At 63.9% G+C, this 16,466-nt stretch carries 19 protein-coding genes; 15 read left to right on the top strand and 4 right to left on the bottom strand.

The window, feature by feature from the left end:
* The first annotated feature begins 102 nt into the window (after positions 1–102).
* The gene (locus ACVOKO_RS14375) at positions 103–870 is read left to right on the top strand and encodes an alpha/beta hydrolase (RefSeq protein ID WP_346499586.1); all 768 of its coding nucleotides are present in this window, start codon (positions 103–105) and stop codon (positions 868–870) included.
* Positions 871–1,007: 137 nt separating this feature from the next.
* Here ACVOKO_RS14375 and ACVOKO_RS14370 read toward each other — a convergent pair whose 3' ends face one another.
* The gene (locus tag ACVOKO_RS14370; protein ID WP_346499585.1) at positions 1,008–1,463 is read right to left on the bottom strand and encodes a CopD family protein; all 456 of its coding nucleotides are present in this window, start codon (positions 1,461–1,463) and stop codon (positions 1,008–1,010) included.
* Between the two features lie 63 nt (positions 1,464–1,526).
* Between ACVOKO_RS14370 and ACVOKO_RS14365 the strand changes: the two genes are divergently transcribed.
* Positions 1,527–2,123 (top strand): class I SAM-dependent DNA methyltransferase, encoded by a 597-nt coding sequence (locus ACVOKO_RS14365; RefSeq protein WP_346499584.1) that lies wholly within the window; start codon positions 1,527–1,529, stop codon positions 2,121–2,123.
* Positions 2,124–2,204: 81 nt separating this feature from the next.
* Positions 2,205–3,518, top strand: coding sequence for a polyhydroxyalkanoate depolymerase (locus ACVOKO_RS14360; RefSeq protein ID WP_430980790.1), 1,314 nt, complete (start codon positions 2,205–2,207; stop codon positions 3,516–3,518).
* A 229-nt stretch (positions 3,519–3,747) separates the two neighbouring features.
* Here the strand turns inward: ACVOKO_RS14360 and ACVOKO_RS14355 are convergent, their stop codons facing one another.
* Together ACVOKO_RS14355 and ACVOKO_RS14350 are read right to left on the bottom strand one after the other, a co-directional pair.
* The gene (locus tag ACVOKO_RS14355) at positions 3,748–4,746 is read right to left on the bottom strand and encodes a sensor domain-containing protein (protein WP_346499583.1); all 999 of its coding nucleotides are present in this window, start codon (positions 4,744–4,746) and stop codon (positions 3,748–3,750) included.
* Positions 4,746–5,108, bottom strand: a complete 363-nt coding sequence (locus ACVOKO_RS14350) for a PadR family transcriptional regulator (RefSeq protein ID WP_346499582.1) — start codon at positions 5,106–5,108, stop codon at positions 4,746–4,748. The genes ACVOKO_RS14355 and ACVOKO_RS14350 overlap by 1 nt, the downstream gene beginning before the upstream one ends.
* 153 nt (positions 5,109–5,261) lie before the next feature.
* On the opposite strand from ACVOKO_RS14350, the gene ACVOKO_RS14345 reads away from it, so the two are divergent.
* The 5 genes from ACVOKO_RS14345 (at position 5,262) to ACVOKO_RS14325 (ending at position 8,858) form a co-directional block, all read left to right on the top strand.
* On the top strand, positions 5,262–6,167 hold the full coding sequence (locus tag ACVOKO_RS14345) for a peptidylprolyl isomerase (protein WP_346499581.1): 906 nt from the start codon (positions 5,262–5,264) through the stop codon (positions 6,165–6,167).
* A 154-nt stretch (positions 6,168–6,321) separates the two neighbouring features.
* Positions 6,322–6,648, top strand: a complete 327-nt coding sequence (locus ACVOKO_RS14340) for a metalloregulator ArsR/SmtB family transcription factor (protein WP_057628515.1) — start codon at positions 6,322–6,324, stop codon at positions 6,646–6,648.
* A 17-nt stretch (positions 6,649–6,665) separates the two neighbouring features.
* The gene (locus ACVOKO_RS14335; RefSeq protein WP_346499580.1) at positions 6,666–8,078 is read left to right on the top strand and encodes a DUF2867 domain-containing protein; all 1,413 of its coding nucleotides are present in this window, start codon (positions 6,666–6,668) and stop codon (positions 8,076–8,078) included.
* A gap of 123 nt (positions 8,079–8,201) precedes the next feature.
* Complete coding sequence (locus ACVOKO_RS14330; RefSeq protein WP_346499579.1) at positions 8,202–8,603, top strand: OsmC family protein; 402 nt, start codon at positions 8,202–8,204, stop codon at positions 8,601–8,603.
* A gap of 6 nt (positions 8,604–8,609) precedes the next feature.
* Positions 8,610–8,858 (top strand): hypothetical protein, encoded by a 249-nt coding sequence (locus ACVOKO_RS14325; protein WP_346499578.1) that lies wholly within the window; start codon positions 8,610–8,612, stop codon positions 8,856–8,858.
* Between the two features lie 93 nt (positions 8,859–8,951).
* Here ACVOKO_RS14325 and ACVOKO_RS14320 read toward each other — a convergent pair whose 3' ends face one another.
* The gene (locus ACVOKO_RS14320) at positions 8,952–9,743 is read right to left on the bottom strand and encodes a DUF4349 domain-containing protein (protein WP_346499577.1); all 792 of its coding nucleotides are present in this window, start codon (positions 9,741–9,743) and stop codon (positions 8,952–8,954) included.
* Between the two features lie 324 nt (positions 9,744–10,067).
* Between ACVOKO_RS14320 and ACVOKO_RS14315 the strand changes: the two genes are divergently transcribed.
* From ACVOKO_RS14315 to ACVOKO_RS14285, 7 genes are all read left to right on the top strand, one after another.
* Positions 10,068–11,870: a DUF885 domain-containing protein gene (locus ACVOKO_RS14315; protein ID WP_346499576.1), complete on the top strand. Its 1,803-nt coding sequence runs from the start codon at positions 10,068–10,070 to the stop codon at positions 11,868–11,870.
* A 146-nt stretch (positions 11,871–12,016) separates the two neighbouring features.
* Positions 12,017–12,820, top strand: a complete 804-nt coding sequence (locus ACVOKO_RS14310) for a hypothetical protein (RefSeq protein WP_346499575.1) — start codon at positions 12,017–12,019, stop codon at positions 12,818–12,820.
* Positions 12,821–12,988: 168 nt separating this feature from the next.
* On the top strand, positions 12,989–13,993 hold the full coding sequence (locus ACVOKO_RS14305) for an NAD(P)H-quinone oxidoreductase (protein WP_346499574.1): 1,005 nt from the start codon (positions 12,989–12,991) through the stop codon (positions 13,991–13,993).
* A 134-nt stretch (positions 13,994–14,127) separates the two neighbouring features.
* Positions 14,128–14,709, top strand: coding sequence for a TMEM175 family protein (locus tag ACVOKO_RS14300; RefSeq protein WP_346499573.1), 582 nt, complete (start codon positions 14,128–14,130; stop codon positions 14,707–14,709).
* Between the two features lie 77 nt (positions 14,710–14,786).
* The gene (locus ACVOKO_RS14295) at positions 14,787–15,254 is read left to right on the top strand and encodes an iron chaperone (RefSeq protein WP_346499572.1); all 468 of its coding nucleotides are present in this window, start codon (positions 14,787–14,789) and stop codon (positions 15,252–15,254) included.
* 51 nt (positions 15,255–15,305) lie between these two features.
* Positions 15,306–15,803 carry a hypothetical protein gene (locus ACVOKO_RS14290; RefSeq protein WP_346499571.1) on the top strand — a complete coding sequence of 166 codons (498 nt, stop codon included), beginning with the start codon at positions 15,306–15,308 and terminating at the stop codon, positions 15,801–15,803.
* A gap of 22 nt (positions 15,804–15,825) precedes the next feature.
* Entirely contained in the window at positions 15,826–16,122 is a 297-nt protein-coding gene (locus tag ACVOKO_RS14285) for a hypothetical protein (RefSeq protein WP_346499570.1), read from the top strand.
* Positions 16,123–16,466 lie beyond the last annotated feature (344 nt).

The following is a 16,466-nucleotide window of genomic DNA, read 5'->3' as shown; positions in this document are numbered from 1 at the left end:
AAACGTCTCCGGCGCCTGCGCGCTGGCATCGGATTGTGGCGACGCGATAGGCAAACGGACCGCATCACCTGCCTTCCCCCCTCCCCGGCGAGGTCAAGCAGCATGATCACCAGCCTGAAAATCCTGTTGATCGTCATCAGCCTGCTTGCCAGCACGTACCTGATCACCTGCGCCTTGCTCGCCTTCAATGCACGCGGCATGCTTTACCACCCGGCACCGCGCACTGCCGATGTACCGCACTGGACCCTGCCACGCGGCGATGCGGACATCATCGTGTCCAGCAACCGACAGCACAGCACCCAGCTCGTACTGTATTTCGGCGGCAACGCCGAAGACGTCTCGCAGGCGCTGCCTATGTTGCAGCAGGCATTTCCCGCAGCCGCCATCCATGCCATGCACTACCGCAGCTATGGTGGCAGCAGCGGCTCACCGACCGAAGCCACACTTGTTGGCGATGCGTTCGCGCTCTATGACGGCACCAGCAACGCCCAAGCAAACGACATTGTCGTGGTTGGCCGCAGCCTGGGCTCGGGCGTCGCCGTACAACTCGCTGCTGCGCGCCCCGTTCAACGCCTGGTCTTGATCACGCCTTACGACAGCATCGGCGGCTTGGCTGCGCGCATGTTCCCGGCCTTCCCGGTGCGCCTGCTGTTACGCGATCACTACGATTCATGGCGTCACGCAGCGCGGATCAGCGCGCCCACCACGCTGATCATCGCCGGCAGGGACGAAGTGATTCCGAATGCGAGTTCGTTGCGGTTGCTGCAGCAATTCCAGCCCGGCGTGGCGCAGGAAGTAACCATCGCGGAGGCCGCTCACAACGATGTGTTTGCCTATGCGCAGTTCGCAGAGGCATTGCGGGGGCGGTAGCGCTTGAAGCCTACCCCTCCCCAACCCTCCCCTGCGCTACGCGCAAGGGAGGGGGCAGAGCTTGAGCCCTCCCTTTGGCGCAGCCAAGGGGAGGGTTGGGAGGGGTGTTTTTGATCTTCGCAGCCCCCCAAAAAAACTCAGAAAGGCTTGGCCAGCACCAGATACACAATCGCAATGAACAGCACCAGCGGCAGCTCATTGAACCAGCGCAGCGCGCCCGAGGACGGCAAGGCCTTGCCCTTGATGGTCCCCTTCAACCAGCGGCCGGTGAAGGTGAAATACACCAGCAGCAGCACCACCAGGCCCAGCTTGGCATGCAGCCAACCGGCAGCGCCCGGCGCCACCATGGTCGGGAACTCCGGCAGCACCTTGTAGCCCAGCCACAGCACCAGCCCCAGAATGAAGGCAATGCCGAACATCACGTGGCCGAAGCGATACAGGCGTTTGCCCATCAACTGCAGGCGCTCCACCACCGGCGGCTGGCCCGCCGCCTCGGCGATGTTGACCAGGATCCGCGGCAGGTAGAACACCGCCGCCATCCACGCCACCACGAAAACAAGGTGGAAGGTTTTTACCCAAAAGTACGACTGCATGCGCTGGCTCCATCGGCGGCGTAGGATGAGCGCCATTTTCGCCCATCCGCACAAGACACGCACATGCAGGACAAGCAGTACGACGCCGACTACTTCCAACGCTGGTACCGCCGCGACGATATCGGCGGCCCGGCGCGCCTGGCGCGCAAGGTGCAATTGGCCGTGGCCGCGGCCGAGTATTACCTGGAGCGCCCGATCCGCAGCGTGCTCGATATCGGCGCCGGCGAAGCGGCCTGGCGCGCGCCCCTGCTGAAGCTGCGGCCCAAGCTGCAGTACATGGGCTTTGACAGCAGCGAGTATGCGGTGCGCCGCTATGGCCGTACCCGCAACCTGCACCTGGCCAGGTTCGGCGACTTCCAATGGCTGCGGCCCTGCGCGCCGGTGGACCTGCTGGTCTGCTCGGACGTGATCCATTACGTGCCAAACCGTGAGCTGCGCCAAGGCCTGCCCGGTCTGGCCGAGCTGTGCGGCGGGGTCGCCTTCCTGGAGCTGTTCACCGCCGAGGACGAGTTCCATGGCGACCATGAAGGTTTCCAGCAGCGCCCTGCCCGCTGGTACAGGCGGCAGCTGCGCGAGGTGGGCTTCCGCGCGGTCGGCTCGCATTGCTGGCTGGCGCCGGCGTTCAGCGAGGACATCGCCGCCCTGGAAAGCTCCGACTAAAGGCCGATACCTGCTTAACGCCCGCTCTGCGATAGTGCGCTATGCTGCACAGCATCATATGACTGTACATATTGGGACGTCATGCTTTATCAACTGCATGAATTGACCCGCAATCTGCTTGCGCCCTGGGTTCACCAGGCGCAGGCCAATGCGGCGTTCTTCAATAATTCGGGCCACTGGTGGTCGTCGATGCCGGGCGCTGATCGCTTTGCGGCGATGAACGAGCTGTTCCACCGCCTCGGCAAGGATTATGAGAAGCCCGAATGGGGCATCCACGAGCTGGAACTTGATGGCGAGATCGTGCCTATCGCCCAGCTGACCGAGGTCGAAAAGCCGTTCTGCAAGTTGCTGCGCTTCAAGCGCCACAGCAACGAAACCTCCAAGGTCGAAGCCCTGCTGGCACAGCCCATCGTGCTGGTGGTGGCGCCGCTGTCCGGCCACCACGCCACGCTGCTGCGCGATACCGTGCGCACCCTGCTGCGCGACCACCGCGTCTACGTCACCGACTGGGTCGATGCGCGCATGGTGCCGGTGGAACAGGGCGAGTTCGGCCTGGACGACTACATCGAATACGTGCAGGAGCTCATCCGCCACCTCGGCGCCGACAACGTGCACGTGGTCAGCGTCTGCCAGCCGACTGTGCCGGTACTTGCTGCGGTGTCGTTGATGGCCAGCCGTGGCGAAGCCACGCCGCGTTCGCTGGTGATGATGGGCGGCCCGATCGATGCCCGTTGCAGCCCGACCGCGGTCAATAATCTGGCCACTCGCAATCCGATGTCGTGGTTCGAGAACAACGTCATCCACACCATTCCGGCGCCGTATCCGGGCCAGGGCCGCCGCGTCTATCCGGGCTTCCTGCAGCACGCTGGTTTCATGTCGATGAACCCCAGCCGCCATCTGATGTCGCACTGGGATTTCTATACCGACCTGGTCAAGGGCGATCTGGACGATGCCAACGCGCATCGCCGTTTCTACGACGAATACAACGCAGTGCTGGACATGCCGGCGCAGTTCTATCTGGACACCATCCGCGTGGTGTTCCAGGAGTTCCTGCTGCCGCGCGGCGAGTGGTATGTGCGCGGTGAGCACGTCGACCCGTCGGCAATCCGCGACACCGCCCTGCTTAGCATCGAAGGCGAGCTGGACGACATCGCCGGGCTCGGCCAGACCGAAGCCGCGCAGGCACTGTGCACCGGTATCCCGGCCTCGCGCCGCGACCATTTCATCGTAGAAGGCGCCGGCCATTACGGCATCTTCAGCGGCCGCCGCTGGCGCGAAGTGGTGTACCCGAAGATGCGCGACTTCTTCAGCGCCCAGTCCACGCAGCCAGCGGCAAAGAAACCAAAGAAAGCCAGCAGCAACGTCACCCCGCTGCGCCGCCGCGCCCAACGCTGACAAGCCGTAGCGCCGAGCCATGCTCGGCAGGGGCCTTACCGGTAACGCCCAAAAAGCCGCCCTCACCCCAACCCCTCTCCCGTAAACGGGAGAGGGGCTGGCACCGGTAGTGCCGAGCCATGCTCGGCAGGGGCGTTACCGGGAAGGCCTCTGCCGAGCATGGCTCGGCACTACAAAAAAACGAGGGCGCCGGCGGCGCCCTCGTCTGCATTCACTCACTGCAGCTTGCTTACAGCCGCACCAGCAGATGCTTGGCCATCGCCCCGTGCAGCTTGCCGATACCGTGCGCCAGATGCAGGGTGCCGAAAAGCAGCAACACGCCTGCACCCACCGACACCGGCCACATCCAGAACGGAGTGCCGACATTGACGCCGTCGATCCATATCCCAACCGGCAAATTTGTCAGCAATGCCACCAGCGGTGCGAATACCAGCGCCAACGACGTCGACAGCAAGGTTACTGCCAGGGTGAAGTACAGAATCCCCAGCGGCAGCATCAGCACGAAGTACAGCATCGTCAGCCAGGTGCGCCCATCCGAGAACATCGCACCGATGCGCTGCAGCCAACCCTGGCTCCGGTCCGTATAGGCCGGGCGGCGCGGCATGCGCACACCCAGCATGGTTTCGATGAGGCGCCCTTCGACCAGCGACAACACCCGCACCGAGCCCAGAAACAACAGCAGGATCGGGATGCCGATGATCAGGATCAGCAGCGATACCGACAGTGACAAACCGGTCACCACCCAGGTGAAGAAGAACGTGCCGGTGGCGAGTGACAACAGCATGTAGAACAGCGCGCCATAGGTATGCGGGTCCATCGCCACACCGAAGAAACGCGCTACCAGGGAGCGTGGCGCAGGCTCGCGAAGCGGCGCAGCTGCGAGGGGCTCCGCAGACGAGTCAGCGGACTGTGCTGCCGCCGCTTCAGGCGCAGGAGCCGGCCGCGCCGCTGGACGCGGCGTGCGCAAGGCACGGTTCACCGTCACTTCGGTCTCGCGGTAGATCTCCGCAACTTCCTCGGGTGCGCCATAGCTGCCGGCTACCCCGGCAATCACTTCGGCCTCGCCCTTGCCCGGCTGTTCGGCCAGCTCCGAACGCAGGTACTCCTCGGCGTCGTACAGCGCATCCTGGATCATTGCCGGGTCCGCGCCAGCCAAGGCAGCACGCAGTTGCTCCAGGTACTCGGGGATGGTCGTGGGCAGCGCTCGTGCGTTGTATTCGGTATTCATCACTTGATTCCTTCCAGTACCGACTCGACCGAGTCGCGGGTGGCGTTCCAGGCAGCGATCCATTGCCGCAACGCGGCGCGACCGTCGTCATTGATGCGGTAGTAGCGCCGCGGTGGTCCCGCCACCGATGGCTCGACATAACTCTCCAGCAGGCCGGCGCCCTCCAGGTTGCGCAGTACCGGGTACAGCGCGCTCTGCTTGCCGCTCAGCACCCCATCGCCAACCCGCTCCAGCTCCTTGGCGATCAGATAGCCGTACAGCGGCTCTGGGGCCTTGGCCAACACCGCCAGCAATGCCAGCGACACCGTGCCTGTGCTCAATTCCTTCTGGAACTTGCGCAGATGCGCATCCAATTCAGTCATGGCCTTCACTCCTGCCGACTAGCCTGAAGCAAACACTAGTGTTTAGTTCGCTATAGCGAATGTGCCGGTAGTCACCCCCACCGCCGTCATGGCGCTGGCAGGCACGCTGCGCAATCGCGCAGAATCAGGCCACACCCAACTGGAATGCGCCCGATGACGCTACGTCCCTGCCTGCTCGCGCTGGCCCTGTCGCTGTCCCCGCTGCCGCTGCTGGCCGCTGACGCCCCCGCCAAGTACCGCAGCGCGCAGGAGATCATCGACGCCGCGCCGGCCAGTGACTGGCACACCCCGGCCGCCGAAAACACCGTGTACATGGACCTGGAAGGCGGCCGCGTCATCATCGAACTGGCGCCCCAGTTCGCGCCCGAACACGCAGGCAATATCCGCACCCTGGCCAAGCAGCACTTCTGGGATGGCCTGAGCATCTACCGCTCGCAGGACAACTTCGTCGTCCAGTTCGGCGATGCCGATGCCGACGATGCGGCCAAGGCCAAGTCGATGGGCAGCGCCAAATCCCATCTGCCGGCGGAGTTCCAGCGCCCCGTTGCCGGCCTGGAATTCACTGCCCTGCCCGACCGCGATGGCTGGGCCGCCAAGACCGGTTTTGTCGGCGACTTCGCTGTGGGCAGTGATGGCCAGAACGCCTGGTTGGCGCATTGCTACGGCGCCGTCGGCGCAGGCCGCAACAATGATGAAGACAGCAGCCTGGGCGCCGAGCTTTATGTGGTTACCGGCCAATCACCACGCCAGCTGGACCGCAACATCACCCTGGTTGGTCGCGTGCTCAAGGGCATGGAGCTGCTCAGCACGATCACGCGTGGACCCGAGCCGATGGGCTTCTATGAGGACGCCGCGCAGCGCACGCCGATCAAGGCGATCACCCTGGCCAGCGAGTTGCCGGAAGCACAACGGGTGAAACTGCAGGTGCTGCGCACCGATTCCAAGACCTTCGCCGATGCGGTGGAAGCGCGCCGCAATCGCGTCGACGGCTTCTACAAGCGCGCGGCTGGCCATATCGACCTGTGCAACATTCCGCTGCCGGTGCGGATCATCAAGTAAGCCGGCCACCGTACCTGTAGTGCCGAGCCATGCTCGGCAGGGGCTTTACCGGTAATCCCTCTGCCGAGCATGGCTCGGCACTACATTTGTGTCGCTTGACGTGGCGGGTTATTCATGCAATTAATTAATTAACGAATTAGTTAATTGATTTACCATGCCTGCCGACCAGATTTTTGAAGCCCTTGCCTCGCGCCCACGCCGGGAGATTCTGGCCTATCTGTCGGCGCAGGAACTCACCGCCGGAGAAATCGGTCAGCGCTTCGCGATGAGCGCACCGGCCATCTCGCGCCATCTCTCCGTTCTTGCGGCCGCTGGCCTGGTCATCAGCGAGCGTCGCGGCCAGTTTGTTTTCTACCGGCTTACCCCAGACAACCTTGTCAATACCTTGAGCCGCTTCGCCTTCGAGGTTTGCCCAACGGCCGGCCCGTTGCAGCGCGAATCGCGAAGCAACGCCAAGCGCAAGACCAAGCCCGCTACCTGAGCACACCGAGGCCCCGCATGGACCGCAGTCGCAGCCGCCGTGAACGCAGTTTCCCCCATGCATCAATCACCACCGCCGATGGCCGTCGTGTAGTGGAAGTCACGCTGCTGACACAACTGGGCGTAGGCGCTGGCGACTCCCTGGCACTGAGTGCCGGTGCATTGCAGGCCCGCCACCCGCACTTCAATGACGCCCTGGATGAGCCCTCCGCACGGCTGTCCGCACCTGACCTGGACGCAGGCGACCCTGCTGCGCTGTATACGTTCTCCGTCGGTGGCAACGGCCATCCTTTCCACCGGCATGCGGCACCACGTCTGTTCACCGCAATCAGTGGCAGCGGTGGCGCGCGTCTGCGTTTCATCCCCGCCGATACGCGCCTGGGCAGCACCGAAGCAGCGCTCGCCGGTCTGCAGCATGTCGAAGTGCCTGCAGATTGCCTGTTCACCGTGCGCATGGCTGCCAATACCTGGCATCAGTTCCAGCCACTGCATGGCAATGGCAGGCACCCGGCGTTGTTCGCGGTGTCCTGTCACCCCGACGAAACCGGCGGCGCACTGGATAAGGACTTGCATGCGCAGGTCATGCGCGGCGACGCCGATCTTGCCAGCCTGACCGAGCTGATGCCCGAAGCCTTGCGGCACACACTGCGGCACGCCACGCCCTACAGTCCGGCAGTACCAACCCACATGCTCGGCTTCGATCCACTTCCCGGCCATGCCTGGGCAGCTGCAGCCTGCACACCGCTTCGCCACCATGTCGGCCGGCTGCGGCAGGCGCTGCTGCAGCGCTTTCCACGCTCCGGCAGTGCCCGCCACGGACTGCCGCCACTGCAGGCACGCAGCCTGCGCGCGCTGCCGGACGATTCACTGCTGGCCGCGCAACTGCCGCACTACCATCACCAGGACTGTGTGCAACTGCAGATCGATCAGCGTTGGCTTCCTGCCATTGGCACCGAGCAGTTGCTGGTACTGCTGCTGACAGCCTTCATGAACCAACCCGCCAGCAGCATCAGCGGCCTGATGCGTCTGCGCAACTTGCTGGCGCGTCCACTTCGGCTGCGCACATCGCCGCTGGGTTGTCCGGTTTCGTCGCTGCTGAACGACACACCCGGGCAACGCTTTGCACAGCGCTTCCCGGTATTGGCCAGCGCCGGCAGTGCAGACGCGCAGCAGGTGTTGCTGGGGGCCGATGATCGCCACCTGCAGTTCCGCTCCTGTGTCGCGGTGCGTCGCCAGCACGACCAGATCGTTTTCAGCCTGTCCACACGCGTGCGTTGCTACAACCCATTCGGGCACCTGTACATGGCAGTCGTCGACCCCGTGCATCGCCACTTCATCGCCCCCAAGATGCTGACGACCGCCGTTGCGCAGGTGTTGGAAGATGCGCTGGCAGCCCGGCACAGCAATGCCACGGCGGTGGTTACGGGCTGACTTTCGGCGCGTCTCTTTCAAACCGTCATCGTTCAGGCAGTGGGACAATGAGGGCAATAAACAGCAACTACCGCCATCGGCGATCTGCAGTTACTTTGATGGCTCATTGCACAGGAATTCGCCATGGCCCAGGTCACCATCGAGTCAACCGCCGACAACTACGCCCATCGCATCAGCAACGGCCTGCATACGCTGCTGGCCGACGAGCCGCCGCGCCTGGGCGGCAAGGATGCGGGGATGGCACCGTTCGATCTGTACCTCGCATCACTGGCCGCCTGTACCGCCATTACCCTGCGCATGTATGCAGAGAAAAAAGGCTGGGAGCTGGGGCAACTCAACGCCGAGCTTACATCCAGCCGCGATGAAGCCGGTAAGCTGCAGGTGCATCGCATTCTTTCCGCGACCGGCGCGCTGAGCCGCGAACAATGGGACCGGTTATTGGATGTTGCCAGCCGTACACCTGTCACCAAGGTGATGAGCGAAGGTGCAGTCATCACCAGCGAACACCGCCCTCTGAAGAGTTGAGACGCCATGTTTACGATTGTTGTTATCTGGGATGCAGACAACGCCGAAGTGACGCAATGGGATGAAACCCCGTGGGTCGCTACCTGGAAGGATCGCGAAGTGTCATTGCGCGCGGGTCCGCGCGAGCGGGTGGATGCCAATGGCGTCAGCAGCCAGGTGGCGGTCTATCTGCCCGATGAGTTCAACGAGGAAGAGTTCCAGGAACTGTTTGCCGCGCATGAGAAGCGCATTCCGGAGCTGCATCTGCACGGCTGATGCAGGCCCTTGTGGGAGCGGCGTCAGCCGCGAAGCTGACACCGTTTCAGGTCATCGGCTTCGCGGCTTACGCTGCTCCCACAAAGCCGAGGATTACTTCTTCTTGCGGCGGCGCCACCACAGCCGCAGCAACCACGCCAGCATGCCGCCGACCAGCAGCACAGGCAACAATCCGGCGGCAATGCGGATCACATACGCCAGACTGGTGGTGAAGATCTCACCGAAGTCGCCGAACGCCTGACCGATCTCGCTGCGGTTGCGCTGGCTGTTGGTGGATTCGATGTTGATCGTCACCAGCTGCGTATCGATGCGACGGTGTTGCTGCGCCGAATCACGGTTGGCCTGCTGCAGACCGGCTTCGATCTCCGACAGACGCTGCGAAATCGTCAGCAGGTCCGCCACCGCCAGATCGCGGCGCTGCTGGTACTCGATCAGCCGCGCATGCTCGGCCTTGAGCCGGTCCTGCATCAGCTGGGTATCGGCAACCTGCTGCGCCAGATCCTCGGCCTCGGTATTGCGCGTGGTCACCTCGCCCTTGTCACTGGCCAGCGCGATCAGCGGCTCCACGCCCTTGGGCGCGACGCGCACCTTGATCAGGCCGCTCGGCGTATCGCCGCCCTGCTGGGAGACGTTGAGCACCGCACAGTCACCGTACTTCGCGCTTTGGCAGGCATCGGCCACCGCCTTCACCCGCGGGGCAATCTCCTTGCCCGGCAGCTGCAGCTGCACCGTGTGCTCGTAGGCCAGGAAGGCGCCCTCTGGCGACTGCACCGCATCGGCGGCAACGGCCGCGCTTTCGGCCGACATCTCGTGCTTGGCGCAGCCTGCCAGCGCCAGCAGCGCGCCCAGTGCCAAGACCAAGGTACTTCCGTGCAATTGCTTCATGCTTCCCTGTTTCCGGAATGGAGTGGCGGCAGCATAACGACATGGCTGAATACGAAGGCTAAATTTTTGTGCAGGGCGCTGTAGCCCGGGTAAGCGCAGCGCACCCGGGGTTGTAGTTCCTGCACCGGGCCACCTCCCCGGGTGCGCTGCGCTTACCCGGGCTACATGAATTTGAGCCGATTTTGCGGTGGCGCTGCGTCCACCTGGCGCAGGGTTCGGCGCTGCCCAACCGCCCGGGTCGGCAAGCTGCCACCAACCAACGGCATGTGCGGCAACGGCCGGCTCCGCCTATGCTCGTCGATTCCCTCAGTAACAGGATCACCGATGCGCAAGCACCTGCTCGCCGCCGCCCTGCTCGCCAGCCTTGCCGGCTGCCAGAGCGGCGAGGCCCCGACCGCTCCGTCCACCTCCACCGAGCAGGCTGGCCAAGCCCAGGCCGACGCCCAGTTCGCCGAGCTGTCGAAGAAGGCACTGGACACCTGGATGCAGCTGTCCCCAGTCAGCGCTACCCAGATCGGTGACCACCGCTACGACAGCCAGCTCGATGACCTCAGCGCCGCCGGCCAGCAGAAGAGCCTGGAGGCCAGCAAGGCCCTGCTCGCCGAACTGGACAAGCTCGACGTCAGCAAGCTCGGCCGCGAGAACCAGGTGGATGCCGCGATCCTGCGCAACCAGCTGCAGTCCGACATCTGGTCCAACGAAACCATGCAGTCCTGGAAGTGGGACCCGCAGGTCTATAACGGACTGGCCGGCAGCGCCATCTATGGCCTGATGGCGCGTGAGTTCGCACCGCTGCCCGAACGCCTGAAGTCGGCCACCGCGCGCATCGAGCAGATCCCGCAGATCTTCGCCGCGGCCCGCGCCAACCTCGACCCGGCTCGCGTGCCGAAGATCCATGCCGAGACCGTGTCCAAGCAGAACCGCGGCATCCTCAGCCTGGTTGAAACCTTCATCGTGCCGAACATCGGCCAACTTGAAGCCGCTGACCAGGAGCGCCTGAAGACCGCCATCGCCAACCTCACCAAGGCGGTGGAAGAACAGCAGACCTGGCTGGACAAGACCCTGGTGCCCAACGCCAAGGGCGAGTTCCGCATCGGCGCGGAAAAGTACGACCAGAAGCTCAAGTTCTCGCTCAACTCCTCGCTGTCGCGCGCCGAGATCGGCGAGCGCGCCCGCGCCGAACTGAGCCGTGTGCGCAAGGACATGTACGGCATCGCCCAGGTGGTGCTGAAGGACAAGCCGGGCGCGCCGGAAATGCCGGCCAACCCGACCGATGACCAGCAGCAGAAGGCGATCGAAGCCGCACTGGAACTGGCCTATGCCGACAAGCCGGCCCGCGACAAAGTCGTGGACGATGCCAAGGCGGCACTGGACCAGTCCACCGAGTTCGTGCGCAAGCACGACCTGATGACCCTGCCCGACGCGCCGGTCGACATCATCCTGATGCCGGAATTCCAGCGCGGTGTGGCCGTGGCCTATTGCGACTCGCCGGGCCCGCTGGACAAGAACCTGAAGACCTTCTACGCGGTCTCGCCGATTCCGGACGACTGGAACGACAAGCAGGTGGATTCCTTCCTGCGCGAATACAACAGCCGCATGATCCACCTGCTGTCCATCCACGAAGGCACCCCGGGCCATTACCTGGAAGGTTGGCATTCGGGCAAGTTCCCGTCGACGCTGCGTGCGGTGCTTCGCTCGGGCCTGTTTGCCGAAGGCTGGGCGGTGTACACCGAGCGCATGATGCAGGAACAGGGTTACCTGGATAACGACCCGCTGTTCCACCTGGTGCAGCTGAAGTTCTACCTGCGCACCATCTCCAACGCCATCCTTGACCAGGGCGTGCACGTGGACAACTGGACGCGTGAGCAGGCGATGCACCTGATGATCCACGACGCCTTCCAGCAGGAAAGCGAAGCCTCGGGCAAGTGGGTGCGCGCACAGCTCACCTCGGCCCAGCTGCCGACCTACTTCGTCGGTGCGCAGGAGCACTTCGACACCCGCAAGGCAGTGCAGGACAAGCAGGGCGCCAACTTCAACCTGAAGGCCTACCACGACCAGATCCTGTCCTACGGCGCGCCGCCGGTGCGCTTCGCCCGGCAGCTGATGCTGGAACAGCCGATCGAGTAATCGATCGGCCAACACTCGCGATCAGCAGAAGCCCGGCATCCGCCGGGCTTCTGGTTTCGCATCACGCCGCACCGCCGGGCTATCGCTGCGGCCGCTCGGCACCGGCCGCAGTCATCTGTCGCCGCCACCTTCTGGACCTACCTGACATGAAGTCCCTGCTCACCTGCCTTACCACCGCCTGCCTCAGCCTTGCTGCGTCGCAGGCCATCGGGCAAGTACCAGCAAACCCCCACGCCGCCTACATGGAGGCCGGTGCAAAGATGCAGGAGCGCATCGCACAGAGCGCCGCCAAGGGGGATATGCCCCGCATCACCGAGCCTGAGACGCGTGCACTGCTTGAAGTCCTTTCCGACAGTGATCGGTTCCTGGAATCACAGGTTTACGACGCCGGCAACATCGGCCAGCTGATGGAAATATGCGGGCAGGCCAACCGCGTCTCGATGGCCTATGCGTTATCGGGATTGAAGGAACATGTTGCCCCCCAGGCAACCGCAGAAGACATCGCGAGGCAGATGGTCTCGTTGATGGAAGCGAACATCATGTCATTCCCGCAGGAGCTGGAACGCCTGCACCCCTTTCTGCTGCGCTGTCTGGCCACGCAGATCCAACCCCTGACAACATTCATGGCCGACTTGCCACCACAGGAACTTACACCCGTGCGCCTGGCCGGGTTGCACCAACTGCGTGGTGGTCTGGTGAATTCCTATGCCGGCAACCTGAGCAGCATAGGCAACCAAGCCTTGGCGCCGAGCTATCGCAGGCGGGTACTGCGGGCAATGGCGGAGAGTTCGCCGATATTTGCGTCCGCGCTGCAATTGCCGACGCGGCAACAGATCGTCGAGGCCGCCACAGCCATTCTTGCCGACGCGCCAGCTGACAGCCGCCCGGATATCGAGACCATCATCAAGGCCATGAGTGATCCCGATTGCACGGGGCTGTGCGCGTATTGATCCTTCGGGGAATCCTCCATACCCAGCCGGCGATGGGCCGGCAGTTCCACTGCAATCCAGACCGCACATGCCCGCGCTCAGCAGATAAATTCATATGCACGTTCGTGCCTGTGAACAGAGGCGAACGTTATTGTCGAAGCCTTCGACTCTCAGGCTGTCGCAGGCACGATGAAGATCCCCGGCACGATGCAGTTGATCCAGCTGTCGGCAACTGGCGATGCCGACAATCTAAAAATTGCACGCGGGCCAACGCCGAGACCGCGCAGCGGCGAGGTACTGATCCGCGTCGCGGCCGCAGGCATCAACCGCCCCGACCTGCTGCAACGGCGCGGCCTGTATCCACAGCCGCCCGGCGCGTCGGAAACACTGGGACTGGAAGTCGCCGGCACCGTGGTCCGGGCGGCAGCCGGCGTGCAATGGCCACGCGTGGGTGCGCAGGTCTGCGCCTTGTTGGCCGGTGGCGGCTATGCGGAATATGCAACCGCGCCAGCGACGCAATGCCTGCCCATTCCTGCCCGCCTGTCGCTGCTGGAAGCCAGCGCATTGCCGGAGACATTTTTCACCGTCTGGTCGAACCTGTTCATGGCCGGCAACCTGGGCGCGGATGAAAGCATCCTCATCCATGGCGGCAGCAGCGGCATAGGCATCACTGCCATCGCCATCGCCCACGCTTTTGGTGCGCGGGTCATCGTCACCGCCGGCAGCGAGCTGAAGTGCCAGGCCTGCCTGCGGCTGGGCGCAAACCACGCCATCAACTACAACACGCATGATTTCGTCCAGCAGGTGCGCAGCCTGCAGGATGGCAAGGGCGTGGATGTAGTGCTGGACATGATCGGCGGTTCGTACTTCGCCAGGAATCTTGAGCTGCTGAACATGCGCGGGCGCATCATCCAGATCGGCTTGCAGCAGGGCTCGGAAGTCATGCTTCCCTTGCTTACGCTGATGCAGAAGCGTGCCTCGGTAAGCGGCTCGACCTTGCGCCCGCGCAGCGTCGGCGAAAAGGCCGTCATCGCCCAACAGCTGCGCCAGCAGGTATGGCCGCTGATCGAGTCTGGCAAGATCCGCCCGCCGCTGATCGACAAGGTGTTCCCGCTTGCCGGCGCCGCACAGGCGCATGCGTGGATGGAGCGCGGCCAGCATATCGGCAAGATCGTCCTGCAGATGGCGCACTGAAAGCCGCACCGCCGCCGGCAGTACCGCGCCGCCACCGGCCCTGCCTTCCGGCCGCAGCACAAACACATCGCCAGCACAGTCCGGCGTGCTAGGTTTCGCCCCAGACAGCGGCGGCAAACCGCCAGGAGCGGACGATGGGCAAGGGGCGACTTGAGGCATTCAGTGACGGCGTACTGGCCATCATCATCACCATCATGGTGCTGGAGATGCGGCCACCGGAGGGTGCTTCGCTCGACGCGCTGCGGCCGCTACTGACCACCCTGCTCAGCTATATCCTGAGCTTCGTCTACGTCGGCATCTATTGGAACAACCACCACCATCTGCTGCAGGTCTGCCAGAAGGTCACCGGCAGCGTGTTGTGGGCCAACCTGCACCTGCTGTTCTGGTTGTCGCTGCTGCCCTTCGCCACGCATTGGATGGACGACTACAACACCCAGCCGCTGCCCACTGCGTTGTACGGCTGCATCCTGCTGGGGGCAGCGATTGCCTACTGGATCCTGCAGCGGCGCATCGTCGTCGCCGATGGCGAGAACTCCCGCCTGCGGCATGCGCTGGGCGGCGACTGGAAGGGCAAGTTGTCGCCCCTGCTGTATATCAGCGGCATCGCGCTGAGCTTTGTCGAAGTGCATCTGGGGCAGGCGCTGTATGCCATCGCCGCCTTGCTGTGGCTGATTCCGGACCGGCGCATCGAACGCGAACTCGGCCAGCCTGACTGATCAGCACCGGCCTGCGTTTCACACACATCCGCTCACCGCACGGTATAAACCGAACTCCGCCCGCCCGAGCCAGTGCCATGCCCGACTCCAAATCCAAAGCCAAATCCAGTGGATTTACCGCCGCAGAACAGGCGGCGATGAAGGAGCGTGCGCGCGAGCTCAAGGCCGAGGCCAAGACCGGCAAGCTGAAGGCCGATGGCGAAGCCGAGCTGCTGGCCAAGGTCGCCGAAATGCCCGCCGCCGAGCAACAGATGGCGCGGCGCCTGCACGCCATCGTGACCGCCACCGCACCGTCGCTGTTGCCCAAGACCTGGTACGGAATGCCCGCCTATGCGCGCGACGGCAAGGTGCTGGTGTTCTTCCAGGGGGCAAGCAAATTCGGCTCGCGCTATTCCACCCTGGGTTTCAACGACACCGCGATGCTGGATGACGGCCCGATGTGGGCCACCGCGTATGCGCTGGCCGAACTTACGCCCGAAGTCGAGAAGAAGATCACCGCCCTGATCAGGAAAGCCATGCGCGCTACAGGTAGCAGCCTGCAATAGCCAGCGCCCGCGTGTACAGCTATCGTGTCCTGCCCGGCAACGATAGAACGCATGTCTCTGTGGACCTGGTTGTTCCCACGCCTACCCGCCGTTTACAGCAGCCCGCTGTCGCGCGAACAGGCCGTGCAGGCGCTGCGCGCGACCACCGCACGCGGCAACATCACCGCCACCGGCACCATCGCCGGCTCGGTGGATGCGGACCGGGTGCTGCTGTATCACCGCCGCGCCATGCGCAACTCGTTCAAACCCCATTTCCGTGGCCGCTTCGTTGCCAGCACGCAGGGCTGCGAACTGCGGGGCGTATTTGCGCCACCGCTGCTGGTCATCGTGTTCCTGTCGTTCTGGATCGGCTTCTGCCTGTTGGGGACGGTTGTGAGCGTGCTGCAGCTTGGCCAGCAGAGCTCGTTGCAGATGGCCACAGCAATACCGGGGCTGGTGATGGCCGGCTTCGGCGTGGGGCTGGTCCGGCTGGGCCAGCACCTGTCGGCCGAGGACCCGGCGATCCTGTCACGGGTGATCCGGCAAGCCTTGCAGTCTCCTTCTGCCTGATCCCAACCGCGAGGGTTCCCACTTGTCCAATCACAACCACACCGCACTGGAACTGCAGAAGCTGCAGTTGGAAGTGATGCAGCAGTTGGAAGTCATTGCCGAGGACATCAAGGCTGGGCGGCTTGGTGCCGATGAGGGCTCGGCCAAAGCCAAGGCCGTCATAGCGGCCAGCGAGCAGCAGCGCGTGGCCATGTTCAACGCCGCGATCAGCGCGACCCAACGCCAGCGCAGGCGCGGCTGGCTGCTCGCGCTGGCGGCAGTGGTCGCCATCGCGGTGGTGCTGGCCGGCCTACTGCTGGCACGCATTGGCACAGCGTGATGCGTAGTGCCGAGCCATGCTCGGCAGAGGCTTTCCCAGCAATGCCCTCTGTAGTGCCGAGCCATGCTCGGCAGAGGCTTTCCCAGCAATGCCCTCTGTAGTGCCGAGCCATGCTCGGCAGAGGCTTTCCCAGTGAACCTGTAGGAGCGGTGTAAGCCGCGAAGCTAATACTGCATCAGTCCGCAAAGAGCTTACCCCTCCCCAACCCTCCCCTTGGCCTTCGGCCCAAGGGAGGGAGCGTAGTGCCGAGCCATGCTCGGCAGAGGCTTTCCCAGCAATGCGCCCTGTCGTGCCGAGCCAGGCTCGGCAGGAGCTTTCCCGGTAACGCCCCTGCCGAGCATGGC

Source organism: Stenotrophomonas sp. STEN240, from assembly GCF_056756175.1.
This window is presented reverse-complemented; position numbering and strand designations above follow the sequence as displayed.

Coding starts and splice junctions, on each gene's coding strand:
- ACVOKO_RS14375 (WP_346499586.1), top strand. CDS start 103: ATGATCACCAGCCTGAAAATCCTGTTGATCGTCATCAGCCTGCTTGCC.
- ACVOKO_RS14370 (WP_346499585.1), bottom strand. CDS start 1,463: ATGCAGTCGTACTTTTGGGTAAAAACCTTCCACCTTGTTTTCGTGGTG.
- ACVOKO_RS14365 (WP_346499584.1), top strand. CDS start 1,527: ATGCAGGACAAGCAGTACGACGCCGACTACTTCCAACGCTGGTACCGC.
- ACVOKO_RS14360 (WP_430980790.1), top strand. CDS start 2,205: ATGCTTTATCAACTGCATGAATTGACCCGCAATCTGCTTGCGCCCTGG.
- ACVOKO_RS14355 (WP_346499583.1), bottom strand. CDS start 4,746: ATGAATACCGAATACAACGCACGAGCGCTGCCCACGACCATCCCCGAG.
- ACVOKO_RS14350 (WP_346499582.1), bottom strand. CDS start 5,108: ATGACTGAATTGGATGCGCATCTGCGCAAGTTCCAGAAGGAATTGAGC.
- ACVOKO_RS14345 (WP_346499581.1), top strand. CDS start 5,262: ATGACGCTACGTCCCTGCCTGCTCGCGCTGGCCCTGTCGCTGTCCCCG.
- ACVOKO_RS14340 (WP_057628515.1), top strand. CDS start 6,322: ATGCCTGCCGACCAGATTTTTGAAGCCCTTGCCTCGCGCCCACGCCGG.
- ACVOKO_RS14335 (WP_346499580.1), top strand. CDS start 6,666: ATGGACCGCAGTCGCAGCCGCCGTGAACGCAGTTTCCCCCATGCATCA.
- ACVOKO_RS14330 (WP_346499579.1), top strand. CDS start 8,202: ATGGCCCAGGTCACCATCGAGTCAACCGCCGACAACTACGCCCATCGC.
- ACVOKO_RS14325 (WP_346499578.1), top strand. CDS start 8,610: ATGTTTACGATTGTTGTTATCTGGGATGCAGACAACGCCGAAGTGACG.
- ACVOKO_RS14320 (WP_346499577.1), bottom strand. CDS start 9,743: ATGAAGCAATTGCACGGAAGTACCTTGGTCTTGGCACTGGGCGCGCTG.
- ACVOKO_RS14315 (WP_346499576.1), top strand. CDS start 10,068: ATGCGCAAGCACCTGCTCGCCGCCGCCCTGCTCGCCAGCCTTGCCGGC.
- ACVOKO_RS14310 (WP_346499575.1), top strand. CDS start 12,017: ATGAAGTCCCTGCTCACCTGCCTTACCACCGCCTGCCTCAGCCTTGCT.
- ACVOKO_RS14305 (WP_346499574.1), top strand. CDS start 12,989: ATGAAGATCCCCGGCACGATGCAGTTGATCCAGCTGTCGGCAACTGGC.
- ACVOKO_RS14300 (WP_346499573.1), top strand. CDS start 14,128: ATGGGCAAGGGGCGACTTGAGGCATTCAGTGACGGCGTACTGGCCATC.
- ACVOKO_RS14295 (WP_346499572.1), top strand. CDS start 14,787: ATGCCCGACTCCAAATCCAAAGCCAAATCCAGTGGATTTACCGCCGCA.
- ACVOKO_RS14290 (WP_346499571.1), top strand. CDS start 15,306: ATGTCTCTGTGGACCTGGTTGTTCCCACGCCTACCCGCCGTTTACAGC.